Origin of the sequence: Glycomyces harbinensis (genome assembly GCF_900101745.1) — a bacterium.
In the GTDB taxonomy this organism is placed as follows: domain Bacteria; phylum Actinomycetota; class Actinomycetes; order Mycobacteriales; family Micromonosporaceae; genus Glycomyces; species Glycomyces harbinensis.
Genome location: NZ_FNAD01000001.1, coordinates 32,298 through 44,327 on the forward strand (window position 1 = coordinate 32,298; position 12,030 = coordinate 44,327).

Here is a 12,030-nt window from a genome sequence, read left to right on the forward strand (position 1 = left end):
CCGGCACTCGAACGCTCAGGACACGTCCCCACCGAGGAGTTCCCATGCATCAGCAGCAAAGCGCCATCCGGACCCGCCTCGACCGCTTCGTGCGCGAACGGCTCGAGCCCGCGCAGGAGAAGGCGAGCGCGCCGGTCCGGATCGAGGCCTGGACGGCCCCCGGGGAACCGGTGCCCTTCAGCGAGGCCGCCGCGCAGACGTACACCCCCGTCGAGCAGGGGCACGCGTGGGGACGGGCCTGGGGCACCGTCTGGTTCCGCGTCACCGGGACCGTGCCCGCCGACTGGGCTGCCGACGCCGCCGACGTCGAGCTCGTCGTCGACCCCGGCTTCATCGGGGACGGGGCGGGCTTCCAAGTGGAGGCCCTCGTCTTCGACACCGCCGGGCGCACCCTCAAGGCGATCGAGCCGAAGAACGACTACGTGCGCCTCGACCTCGCGCCCGGCGGGACTTTCGCGCTCTACATCGAGGCCGCCGCGAACCCGGACGTGTTCACCTCAGGCGAGCGGTACGCACCGACCCCCTTGGGCCGCTGGGAGACCGCGTCCGACGACCCGATCTACCGGCTCGGGCGCATCGCCGTCGTCCACCGCGACCTGCCGGTGTGGGAGCTGCTCCAGGACGTCGCCACCGCGCGCGGCCTGGCGCTGGAGTCGCCCGAGTCCTCGCCCCGCCGCGCCGAGCTGTTCGCGGCCCTGGACGCGATGGTCGACGCCGTGGACCCGCGCGACGTGAGCGCCACCGCCGAGGCCGGCCGGGCGGCACTGCGCGAGGCGCTGGCCGCTCCGGCGGCCCGCAGCGCCCACCGCGTGTACGCGGTGGGCCACGCGCACATCGACTCCGCGTGGCTGTGGCCGGTGCGCGAGACGGTCCGCAAGTGCGCGCGCACGTTTTCCAACGTGCTCGACCTCATGGACGCCGACCCGGACCTGATCTTCGCGTGCTCCTCGGCGCAGCAGTTCGCGTGGATCAAGGAGTACTACCCGGAGCTGTTCGAGCGCATCCGGACCCGGGTGGCCGAGGGCCGCTTCGTGCCCGTCGGCGGGATGTGGGTCGAGTCGGACACGAACATGCCCGGCGCCGAGGCGATGGCCCGCCAGTTCGTCGAGGGCAAGCGGTTCTTCCTGGAGGAGTTCGGCGTCGACACCCGCGAGGTGTGGCTGCCCGACTCGTTCGGGTACACCGGTGCGCTGCCGCAGATCGCGCGGGCGGCCGGGGCCGGGTTCTTCCTGACGCAGAAGCTGTCGTGGAACGAGGTCAACGCGTACCCGCACCACACGTTCGACTGGGAGGGCATCGACGGGACGCGGATCTTCGCGCACTTCCCGCCGGTCGACACCTACAACTCGAAACTGACGCCCGCCGAGCTGGCGCACACCGAGCGCAACTTCGCGGACAAGGGCCGGGCCGACATGTCGCTGGTGCCGTTCGGCTTCGGCGACGGCGGCGGCGGTCCCACCCGCGAGATGATGGCCGCCGCGCGCCGCGCCGCGGACCTCGAAGGGTCGCCGACCGTGCGCGTGGCGAAGCCGATCGACTTCTTCGAGGAGGCGGCGGCCGAGGACGCGTCCCGCCCCGTCTGGCACGGCGAGCTCTATCTCGAGAACCACCGCGGCACGTACGCCTCGCAGGCCCGCACCAAGCGCGGCAACCGCCGCAGTGAAGCGCTGCTGCACGAGGCCGAGCTGTGGGCGGCGACCGCGGCCGTGCGCACCGGCGCGGCCTATCCGGCCGAGCTGCTGCGCCGCACCTGGCAGACCGTGCTGCTCAACCAGTTCCACGACATCCTGCCGGGCTCCTCGATCGGCTGGGTCTACGACCAGGCCGAGAAGGAGTACGGCCAGGTCGAGGCCGACCTCGAACCGGTGATCGCCGACGCCGTCGCCGCCCTCGGCGCCCGCGAGCCGGGCGACCGCTTCGTGAACTCGGGTCCGTACGCGCTCGACGGCGTGCCCGCGTTCGGCGTCGGACCGCGCCTGGTCTCCGGCTCGGTCGCGGTCGAGCAGACCCCGGAGGCGATCACGGTCACCAGCGACCAGGTCGTCCTGGTGCTCGACGGGGACGGGCTCATCACCTCGCTCGTCGACCGGGCCACGGGGCGCGAGACCGTCCCGCCCGGCGAGCGCGGCGGCCTGCTTCAGCTGTTCACGGACACGCCGAGGCACTACGACGCCTGGGACGTCGACATCGAGTACCGGCGTTCGGCCCGCGACCTCGCCGCCGCCGACAGCGTGTCGGTGGTCGAGGAGGGCGGCGAGCGCGCCGTGATCCGCACCGTGCGGACCTTCGGCGCCTCCGCGGTGACGCAGACGTTCACCGTCGAGGCCGGGCGCCGCGCGGTCGACGTCGAGACCGCCGTCGACTGGCACGAGCAGCAGCGGATGCTCAAGTTCGCGTTCCCCGTGGACGTGCACACCGCCTCGGCGCGTTCGGAGATCCAGTTCGGGCACATCGAGCGGCCCACGCACACGAACACGAGCTGGGACGAGGCGCGGTTCGAGACCTGCGCGCACCGCTGGGTGCACGTGGCCGAGTCCGGCTGGGGCCTGGGCGTGGCGAACGACGCGACCTACGGGCACGACGTGACGCGCCATCCGCGCCGCGGCGGCGGCACCTTCTCGGTGGTGCGCCAGACGCTCCTGAAGTCGCCGCTGTTCCCGGACCCGATCGCCGACCAGGGCGAGCACGTCTTCCGCACCGCGCTGGTCCCGGGCGGGGTCGCCGAGGCCGTGCGCGCGGGGTACCGGCTCAACCTGCCGCTGCGGCGCACGGAGGCCGCCGCGGTCGAACCGCTGGTGAGCGTCGAGAACCCGGCCGTGGTCGTCGAGACGGTCAAGCTGGCCGACGACGGCTCCGGCGACGTGGTCGTGCGGCTCTACGAGGCGCACGGGACGCGCACGGACGCCTTGCTGCACTTGGGCTTCCGATCGAGCGGGACCGTCGAGACCGACCTGCTCGAGCGCGCCGTCGAGGCCGGTGCCGTGCGCTCGGGCGACGCCGAGTCGGTGGCCCTCGCGCTGCGGCCCTTCCAGATCGTCACCCTGCGCATCGCACGGGAGGGCGCCTGATCCCGGCCGCCGGCGCTCAGGCGCCGGCCGTGACGCTCCCGGCCACGAGCTCGACCTCGAATCCGTCCTGGTTCTCCAGGTAGGCCGCGAAATGGTGGGCGCCGCCCGCGAACGGATGCCTGTCGGCGAACAGCAGGGTCCATCCGTGGTCGGCGCCCTCGGCCGCGAGGCGCTCGACCTCGACGTCGTCGCGCACGTGGAACGCGAGGTGGTTCAGGCCGGGGGCGCACCGGTCATGGCGCTCGCCGGTGAGCGCGGGCGACCGCTCCACGACCACATAGGACGGTCCGAGCCTCCAGCTGCGGCCCGCGTCCCAGTCCTGGAAGGGCTCGTAGCCCAGCGATTCCAGCAGCCACCCCAATGAGGCGGCGGCCCGATCGAGGTCGGGCACCCACAATTCGACATGGTGCAGGAGGCCGTGCAGCGCGGGCCCGTCGGCGGATGGGTTCATGGGCGGAATCCTATCCGAGTGGCGATTTCCGGCCGTTCGGTCGCCATGCGCGACGGGGGACGACGACCCTGTCGGATAGGTGTTCGGCTTCGCTACGATGTGCGCGAAGATTACTGTCGAATTCGGAACATGCGGCCACTGACAACCGATGCAGGCTCGTGTTCAATCGACTGCATTGCGTCGCTCCGGCGGCCCTTGATAATCCTGTTAGGAAGACATACCGTGGCGAAGCAGACTGTGGTCACCTTGACCGACGACATCGACGGGAGCGAGGCCGCGGAGTCGGTCGAGTTCGGCATCGACGGCTACCTCTACAGCATCGACCTCTCCACCGCGCACGCCGACGAGCTGCGCGACCGGCTGACGGCCTATCAGGAGTTCGGGACCCGCCTCGGCGGCTACTCCACGCGCAGCGCGGCGGCGGTGGCGCCCAAGCGCGCGGTGCGCCGCGGCGACCGCGACCGCAACCTCGACATCCGCCGCTGGGCGGAGGCCCAGGGACTGCCGGTCAAGGCCCGCGGCAAGATCTCCGACACCGTCATCGCCGAGTACGAGGCCGCCCACGGCGAGGCCGCCTGACGCCGAGACCCGTTGGCACTTTCGGGGGATTCAGCACCCGCCCCGCAGGCCATACGCTTCACCCACTGACCCAGTACGGAACACGAGTCGAGGATGGCAGCCATGAGCGAGTACGACGAGACCCCTTACGACGCCGACGCCGCCGAGGAGACCCCGGTCGAGGACGACTCGCACGGCCTCTCGCACGTCGAAGAGGTCTTCGACCTCAACGCCGACGGCTACGCCGACGAGACCGTCACCGCCGACGGCGTGACCTTCATCGACGCCGACGGCGACGGCGAGGCCGACGCGATCGCCACCGACCACGACGGCGACGGCATCTCCGACGAGGTCCTCATCGACGCCGACGGGGACGGCGTCTTCGAGACCGCGATCTCCGACACCGACGGCGACGGCAAGGTCGACACGTACGAGTCGGACACCGACGGCGACGGCATCGTGGACCAGGTCTCCTACGACACCGACGGCGACGGCGTGATCAACCAGGTCGTCACCGACACCGACGGCGACGGGTACGCCGACGTCGCGGCCACCGACTACGACGGCGACGGCCTGGTCGACGAGATCGAGATCGACTCGGACGGCGACGGCGTCGCCGACACGGTCCTGACCGACACCGACGGCGACGGCTTCCTCGACACCGTCCGCTCCGACGCCGCCCCGGAAGGCGACTCCTTCCAGTCCCAGACCGGACAGGTCATCTGACCCGATCGCCAGAGGCGCGCCGGAACCGCATCCGGCGCGCCTCTCGCCGTCCGCCCCAACGCTGCTCGGGTGGACCCCACCGGGCGGGGTAGGGCCAGCAGGAGTGACCCGGGCGGACATTCTCATTAGCGTCGGTCCATATGGAAGCCCATACCGATCGAGCGCCGACGGCCTCGACGACCACCCCGCCCCCGACCGCCGCGAAGCGCCGGTCGTTCACCGTCCGCGTCGCCTCCTGGAGCGCCGCCCACCCCTGGAAGGCGATCGTCGCCTGGACCCTGTTCGTCATCGTCTGCTTCGGCGCCGGCACCGCCGCCGGCACCAACCAGGTCGCGTTCTCCGACTACTGGATCGGCGAAGCCGGCGACGGCGAGGCGCTGGCACTGGAGAACGGCCTCTCCTCGCCTGCCGTCGAGCAGATCCTCATCACCTCGCCCGACGGCGCCCTGGAACCCGAGGCCGCCGCCGCGGCCGCCGCCGACCTGAGCGCGCGCATGAGCGCCCTGGACGAGGTCGCCGAGGTCACCGAACCGGTCACCTCTGACGGCGGCGACGCGGTCATGCTCGCCGTGACCATGTCCATGCCCGCCCACGAGGCCGCCGACCACATCGACCCGCTGCTGGAGACCACCGCCGCGGTGCAGGGCGACCACCCCGGGCTCGACATCGCCCAGACCGGGAGCAAGTCGCTCTCCGACGAGCTCAACACGCAACTGGGCGTCCAGCTGGGACAGGTCGAGCGGTTCACGCTCCCCATCACGCTGGGCATCCTGTTCGTCGTGTTCGGATCGCTCCTGCTGGCGGGGGTGCCGCTGGTCCTGGCGATCAGCTCGATCATCGCCGCGCTCGGCGTGTACGCCCTCAGCTCGCACTTCTTCCCCGACGCCGGCGGCGCGGTCACCAGCGTGCTCGCGATGATCGGCATGGCCGTCGGCGTCGACTACTCCCTCTTCTACCTCAAGCGCGTCCGCGAGGAACGGGCCCGCTCCGGCGGCACCCTCAGCCTCGCCGCCGCGGTCGAGGCGGCCGCCGAGACCGCCGGGCGCACCATCGTGACCTCCGGGATCGCGGTGATCGTGTCGCTGGCCGGCCTCTACCTGGTCGACGACGTCATCTTCTCCTCGATCGCCACCGCCTGCATCATCGTCGTCGCCATCGCCGTGATCAGCTCCCTGACCGTGCTCCCGGCGCTCCTGGTCAAGACCGGCCGCCGCATCGACGGCGGCAGGCTCCTGCGGCGCAAGGCGACACCCGACCGCAACCGGGTCTGGACGGCGCTGCTGCGCCCGTCCCTGCGACACCCGGCCGCGACCGCCGCCATCGGCCTGCTCATCATCGGCGGCCTCGCCGTCCCGGCCCTGGGCATGACCACCAGCGTCGAAGGCAAGGAGTCCTTCCCCAAGTCGCTGGAGACCATCGCGACCTACGACGCGCTCGTCGCCGCCTTCCCCGCGGCCGGACTCACCCACTCGGTGATCGCCCAGGTCGACCCCGCCGACGCCGACGAACTCGCCGCGGCCGTCGCCGAACTCGAAGCGCGCACCGAAGGGAACGCGCTGTTCGCCGAGACCGACCGGCCCCGCCTCATGACCTCCCAGGACGGCACCGCGGTCCGGCTGGACCTGCCGATCCCCTACGCCACCAGCGACCCCCGGGCCGCCGAGTCACTGGAACTGCTGCGCGGCGACCTGGTCCCGGCGACCATCGGACAGATCGACGGCGCCGTCTTCGCCGTCTCCGGCGAGCCCGCCTACGCCGCGGACTACGCGGGCCACCAGTCCGCGCGCCTGTTCCTCGTCGTCGGGTTCGTGCTGCTGGCGACGTTCATCATCATGCTCATCGCCTTCCGCTCACCGGTGTTCGCGCTCCTGAGCATGGTCTTGAACCTCCTGTCGACGCTGGCCGCCTGGGGCGCACTGGTGCTCGTGTTCCAGCACACGTGGGCCGAAGGCCTCCTCGACTTCGACTCCCCGGGCTTCATCGGCTCCCGCACCCCGCTCATGGTCTTCGCGATCCTCTTCGGCCTCTCGCTCGACTACCAGCTGTTCGTGATGAGCCGGATCAGAGAGGCGGCGAAACGCGGCCTCACCCCCAGGGAAGCGATCCACCAGGGCATCCTCTCCTCGGCCAGCGTGGTCACCAGCGCGGCGGTCATCATGATGTCGGTGTTCGTGGCCTTCATCTTCATCGACCGCATCGAGATGAAGCAGCTCGGATTCGCCCTGGCACTGGGCGTCCTGCTGGACGCCGTGATCGTCCGGGTCATGCTCCTGCCGGCCCTGATGGCGATGGTCGACCGGATCGGACGCTGGCCCTCGGGCTGGGCCGCGCCCGCGTCGGTTCGTCCTATTGCTCGCCGGGCCGACTTATCATGGTGGAATGCCCGACCTAGCGCCCGACGTCCGCAGCAACCTCAGGCCGCTCCGGCTCCAAGCGATGATGACTCAGGAAGAGCTCGCCTTCAAGGCGGGCATCGGGACGCGCACCATCCGGGACATCGAGTCGGGCAAGGTGCGACCGCAACCGAAGACGCTGCGGCTCATCGCCGCGGCGCTGGGCCTGGAATCGGGGGAGCAGGCGCTGCTCACCGGGGCACCGGATCACATCGAGACGGTGCCCCGCGAGCTGCCCCGGGCGCTCGCGGCCTTCGCCGGGCGCGAAGGCCACCTGGACGCGCTCGTCGCCGCGGTCGACGACGGCGCGACCGTCGTCGCCGTCCACGGCATGGCCGGCGTCGGGAAGACCTCCCTGGCCGTGCGGGTCGCCCACGTCCTCGCCCCCCGGTACCCCGACGGGCAGCTCTTCGTGGACCTCCACGGGTTCACCCACACCGTCGGACCCCGCCAGGACCTCGAATCGGTGCTGACACGCGTGCTGCGCGGCCTCGACCTGGCCGACCGCACCCTGCCCGCGGACATCGACGAACTCACCGCCCGCTACCGCAGCATCCTCGCCGACCGCCGCGTGCTCGTGGTCCTCGACAACGCGGCGAGCGCCGAACAGGTCGAGGCCCTGCTCCCGGGCACGCCCGACGGCCTCGTCCTGGCGACCAGCCGCAGGGACCTGTCCTCGCTGGCCGGATCGTACTCGGTGCCGCTGGAGCCGCCGCCGATCCGCGAAGCCGTCGCCATGATCGGCGCCGCCGCCGCGGGCCGCACCACCGTGACCGAGGCCGTCGCGATCGCCGAGCGCTGCGGGCGCCTGCCCCTGGCGATGGGCCTGGCGGCGGCCCGCCTGCGCAGCCGCCCCCTCTGGGGCGCCGCGGACCTCCTGGAGCGCCTCGCCGACGAGGACCGCCTCCTCGACGAACTCGACATGGGCCACCGCGGCGTGGCCGCCGCGCTGCGCGCCTCCTACCTCGAACTCGACGCCGACCACCAGCGCCTGCTGCGCCGGCTCAGCCTCATCCCCGGCGACGAGGCCGACGTCCAGGCCGCGGCCGCGCTGTGCGAGACGGGGGAGGAGCAGGCGTCCGCGATGCTGGAATCCCTCGTGGACGTCCACCTCGCCGAGACCCGCAGCCCCGGCAGGTACCGCCTCCACGACCTGGTGCGGCTGTTCGCCTCCCGGCTCGCGGCGAAAGAGGACACCGCGGCCGAACTCGAGGCGGCGACCGGCCGGCTCGTCGGCGCCTACCTCCACTTCGCCTATCAGGCGGCCGCCCGACTGCACCCCAACAAGCGCCGGTTCACCGAGGGCGCGGCCGCACACGGCACCGACCTCCCCGGCTTCGCCGACCAGCCCGACGCCCTGGCGTGGTTCCAGACCGAACGCAGCAACCTGGAGGCCGCCGTGGTCGCGGCGGCCCACGACGGCCGCCTCGAGCAGGCCTGGCACCTCGCCGCCGCGTTCAACGCGTTCTTCGTCCACGATCCGGACGTCGGCCCCCACGCCACGGTCAACCGGATCGCGCTGGACATCGCCCGCCGCACCGGCGACGCCCGCAAGGAGGCCTTCACCCTCGGCGATGCGGGCCGCCAGCTCCTGGCCGCGGGCAGGCACCGCGAGGCGATCGACCTGCTCGAGCGGTCCGTCGCGCTCAAACGGGACCTGGGCGAGTTCAGCGACGCGGCGCTGACGCTGGCCAACATCGGCGTCCTCCACCGGCGGTCCGGGCGGTTCGCCGAATCCGTCGCGATGCACGAGGCGGCGCTGGCGCAGGCGGAGGAGGCCGCGGACGAGGCCGCGGCGGCGCTCATCCGCACGAACACGGTCGTGCCGCTGCTGCGCCTCGGCCGTTTCGACGAGGCCGAGCGCCTGCTCTCGGCGGCGGAGCGGCGGCTCGACGCCGGCGACGAGCACAACCGCATCCGCATCGAGGTCTTCCGCGGCGTCCTGGTCCGCGAAGGGGGCGACCCGGCGCGGGCCGTGGACATGCACGTGGCCAGCCTCAAGGCGTACCGGGGCGAGGGCGTCAAGGCCGATGTGACCGCGACGCTCATCGAGCTCGGGGAGGACCTGCTGCGGCTGGGCCGCTACGACGAGGCGGCCGGCCATCTCGACCGGGCCGTGGAGCACGCGGTGAAGCTCGTCGACCCGTCCCTGGAGCGCTCCGCCCGCAACGACCTCGGCCGCGCCCTCACCGCCGCGGGGAGCATCGAGGAGGCGATCGACCAGCACGAGCGGGCCGCGGCCCTGGCATCCTCCACAGAGGACGCCTATGAGCTGGCGCGGGCCCACCACGGCCTGGCCGAGGCCTACCGCGAGAAGGGCGACATGCCGACCGCGCTGGAGCACCTGCGGCGCGCCGCCGGCGGCTACGCGTCCTGCGAAGTGCCCGAGGCGGCCGCGGTGGCCGAACAGCTGCGAGCACTCTCGACGTGAAACGCCGCCGCCGGAAACGCCCCTAGGCACGGCGACCGACCACGGCCCGGAACCGCTTGGGCCCGGTGATCACGCCCCACCGCCGTCGGGGCGGGCCCGGCCGCGTCGTGGCCGTCCGGTCCGCGAGCAGTCCGGCGGCGGTCTCCAGCGGCGCGTTCGAGACGTGGACACCGGTGCGGATGCGCGGCCTTGCACCGTAGGGCACCGCGATGTGTCCTCCATTCATCCGGGCGACCAGAAGCCGCTGCGAAATCCGTACGCCGAGTACATCAGCAGGCGGCTGCGGAATCGAGGCGGAGAACCGGCGGGAAAGCGGCAGGAATCGCGCCCGGCGGCCTCGTGAAGTGCGCCTGTGCGCAGGTCGGCGCGGGGATCGCGAGTGCGGCGGACCGTGCTCACGCGTTACAGTCGCCGCCATGGCAGCGAAGAAGGTCGAGAGGTTCGGCAACGGCACCCCCTATGTCCCCGCCGGGAATTGGACGAAGTGCTTCGCCTGGCTGATCGACTTCGCGGTGTTCGTGCTGGGGCTTGTCGCCGGCGTCGTGGCGCTGGTGGCGGTCGACATGTCCCGGGGCCTCGACGACGCCGTGATCGCGCTGGTCATGATCGCCTGGTGGCTGGTCTTGCCGCTGCTGTACGGCCTGTGCCTCCGGAACGGCCGCGCGCTCGGCGCGATGTGGACCGGCACCCGCCTGGTGCGGGTGAGCGACGGCGGCCGCATCGGCGCGAAGGGCCCCTGGGCCATGTTCGTGCGATTGATCCTGCTGCCCGCCGCGATCCTCGGGGCGCTCACCGGCGGCGGTCTCGCGGGCGGCAGCCTGCAGCGGACCAGCATCGACATGGCGCGGACCCGCCAACTGCACGTCCAGGGCTATTCGCTGCCGCCCCGCTGAACCCGTGCGCAGATGCGCCGGCGCACCGAACCCGGTGCACCGGCGCTTCGCGGCAGGTCGATCAGCCGGAGACGATCTTGTGGTACTTGCGCGGCAGGTATCCGGCCGCCCTCAGGTTGGAGATGGTGTACGTCTTGCAGCGCATGCCCATGACGGCGGTCGTCAGCTCGTAGAGCCGCATCGACCCGGACGGCGTGGTCCACTTCTCGAAGATCATGCAGTGGTAGTCGTACTTGTTGATGACGTCGCCGGGCTTGAGGTCCGCCCAGTCGATCACCGAGGAGATGTTCGGGATGCTGCGCGTGCTGTGCCCGGGGGTGGGGCTGTGCCAGCTCATCGAGGCGAAGCCCGAGCAGTCCTGACGGTAGGTGTGGTTGCCCTCGCGGTCCGAGGCACGCCTGCCTTGATTGTATGAGATGTCCCGGTTGTACCAGTTCCGTGCCCGCAGGAGCACTTCGGAGCGCCGGATGTTGCCGTTGTAGGCGGCTTCGGCGGGACTGGCGACGACGAGCGCGGGGATCGCCGCGGCGGGGAGGACGGTCGCCACCTGGATCAGGCGGCGCCGCGAGATGTTCGGTCGTTCCTGTTGGTCGGTCATGTGCGTCTCCTTGAGGGGATTCGAGAACGGGAGGTCCGGCCGACGCCTCGACGCCGGTTGGGCGACGGGACTTCGACCCGTTCCCAGAGGCTAGGACGGGCCGGTGGACGCGATCCGACACCGAAACCCGTACTCGGCCCGTACCGGAGCCGATCGACGGGCCGCCCCGCCCGGGTTTTACGCGTCGGCCGGGAATTCCCGCCGGTATCCCGCCGGTGCTCCGCCTCGCAGAACCCGCTGACAGGGGACAGAATGGGCAGAGCTTCACTCCGATTGAAAGGCTTCACAGTGCCCATCAGAAATGCAGCCGTCCTGCCGCTCGCCTTCGCCGTCATCGGGCTCTCCGCGTGCAGCTTCGGATCCGAGCCCACCGTCTCCGGTGCGGACCTCTCCGAGGCGGCCGCGGACGCGTTGGAAGGCGAGATCGGCGAGCGCCCCGAGGTCGACTGCGGCGACGAGGCGATCGAAGTCGCCGAGGGCAAGGAGGTCGAGTGCCTCGTGACCGTCGCCTCGACCGGTTCGGAGTTCGACGCGACCGTCACGTTCAACGGCGTCAACGGCGACGAGTGGGACTTCGACGTGCAGGTGGCCTCCGAGCCCAACAACGCGCCGAGCGAAGCCCCGTCGACCGACCCCGCCGATGCCCAGTCCTCGGCGCCGGCCGACGACGGCGGCACCATTCAGGTCACCGCCGAGGAGTTCTCCAAGGCCGTCGCGGACGCCCTGGTCGAGCAGTGGGGTTCGCTCCCCGAGATCGACTGCCGTACCGATGTGAGCATGTACGCGGGTGCGATTCACTACTGCGAGCTGGTCGACGGCGCGGACCGATACACCATCACCATCACCATCGACAGCGTCGTGGGCAACCAGTTCTACTTCACCGCCGAGCTGGCCGACACTCCGAACTAGTTC

9 protein-coding genes and 1 pseudogene are annotated in these 12,030 nt (G+C 71.6%); 7 read left to right on the forward strand and 3 right to left on the reverse strand.

Annotated features, from left to right (window positions below; translation table 11 throughout):
• Positions 1-44: 44 nt before the first annotated feature.
• The gene (locus tag BLQ63_RS00150) at positions 45-3,068 is read left to right on the forward strand and encodes an alpha-mannosidase (protein WP_091027142.1); all 3,024 of its coding nucleotides are present in this window, start codon (positions 45-47) and stop codon (positions 3,066-3,068) included.
• Between the two features lie 16 nt (positions 3,069-3,084).
• On the opposite strand, the gene BLQ63_RS00155 is transcribed toward BLQ63_RS00150, so the two are convergent.
• Positions 3,085-3,519 carry a VOC family protein gene (locus BLQ63_RS00155; RefSeq protein WP_091027143.1) on the reverse strand — a complete coding sequence of 145 codons (435 nt, stop codon included), beginning with the start codon at positions 3,517-3,519 and terminating at the stop codon, positions 3,085-3,087.
• 222 nt (positions 3,520-3,741) lie between these two features.
• On the opposite strand from BLQ63_RS00155, the gene BLQ63_RS00160 reads away from it, so the two are divergent.
• From BLQ63_RS00160 to BLQ63_RS00175, 4 genes and pseudogenes are all read left to right on the forward strand, one after another.
• Positions 3,742-4,098 carry a histone-like nucleoid-structuring protein Lsr2 gene (locus BLQ63_RS00160; protein WP_091027144.1) on the forward strand — a complete coding sequence of 119 codons (357 nt, stop codon included), beginning with the start codon at positions 3,742-3,744 and terminating at the stop codon, positions 4,096-4,098.
• A 102-nt stretch (positions 4,099-4,200) separates the two neighbouring features.
• On the forward strand, positions 4,201-4,803 hold the full coding sequence (locus BLQ63_RS28160) for a hypothetical protein (protein WP_177154718.1): 603 nt from the start codon (positions 4,201-4,203) through the stop codon (positions 4,801-4,803).
• A 140-nt stretch (positions 4,804-4,943) separates the two neighbouring features.
• Positions 4,944-7,151 (forward strand): annotated as a pseudogene (locus BLQ63_RS29735) (MMPL family transporter); the annotation flags it as partial.
• A 31-nt stretch (positions 7,152-7,182) separates the two neighbouring features.
• A complete protein-coding gene (locus tag BLQ63_RS00175) occupies positions 7,183-9,627 on the forward strand; it encodes an ATP-binding protein (protein WP_091027145.1) in 2,445 nt (814 codons plus the stop codon).
• A 22-nt stretch (positions 9,628-9,649) separates the two neighbouring features.
• Here the strand turns inward: BLQ63_RS00175 and BLQ63_RS00180 are convergent, their stop codons facing one another.
• Positions 9,650-9,832, reverse strand: a complete 183-nt coding sequence (locus BLQ63_RS00180; protein ID WP_091027146.1) for a hypothetical protein — start codon at positions 9,830-9,832, stop codon at positions 9,650-9,652.
• A 211-nt stretch (positions 9,833-10,043) separates the two neighbouring features.
• Here BLQ63_RS00180 and BLQ63_RS00185 point away from each other — a divergent pair, with 211 nt between their 5' ends.
• Complete coding sequence (locus BLQ63_RS00185) at positions 10,044-10,520, forward strand: RDD family protein (RefSeq protein ID WP_091027147.1); 477 nt, start codon at positions 10,044-10,046, stop codon at positions 10,518-10,520.
• 61 nt (positions 10,521-10,581) lie between these two features.
• Here the strand turns inward: BLQ63_RS00185 and BLQ63_RS00190 are convergent, their stop codons facing one another.
• Positions 10,582-11,118: a twin-arginine translocation signal domain-containing protein gene (locus tag BLQ63_RS00190; RefSeq protein WP_091027148.1), complete on the reverse strand. Its 537-nt coding sequence runs from the start codon at positions 11,116-11,118 to the stop codon at positions 10,582-10,584.
• Between the two features lie 288 nt (positions 11,119-11,406).
• Here BLQ63_RS00190 and BLQ63_RS00195 point away from each other — a divergent pair, with 288 nt between their 5' ends.
• Positions 11,407-12,027, forward strand: a complete 621-nt coding sequence (locus BLQ63_RS00195; protein WP_177154719.1) for a DUF4333 domain-containing protein — start codon at positions 11,407-11,409, stop codon at positions 12,025-12,027.
• The last annotated feature ends 3 nt before the right edge of the window (positions 12,028-12,030 follow it).

Coding starts and splice junctions, on each gene's coding strand:
- BLQ63_RS00150 (WP_091027142.1), top strand. CDS start 45: ATGCATCAGCAGCAAAGCGCCATCCGGACCCGCCTCGACCGCTTCGTG.
- BLQ63_RS00155 (WP_091027143.1), bottom strand. CDS start 3,519: ATGAACCCATCCGCCGACGGGCCCGCGCTGCACGGCCTCCTGCACCAT.
- BLQ63_RS28160 (WP_177154718.1), top strand. CDS start 4,201: ATGAGCGAGTACGACGAGACCCCTTACGACGCCGACGCCGCCGAGGAG.
- BLQ63_RS00175 (WP_091027145.1), top strand. CDS start 7,183: ATGCCCGACCTAGCGCCCGACGTCCGCAGCAACCTCAGGCCGCTCCGG.
- BLQ63_RS00185 (WP_091027147.1), top strand. CDS start 10,044: ATGGCAGCGAAGAAGGTCGAGAGGTTCGGCAACGGCACCCCCTATGTC.
- BLQ63_RS00190 (WP_091027148.1), bottom strand. CDS start 11,118: ATGACCGACCAACAGGAACGACCGAACATCTCGCGGCGCCGCCTGATC.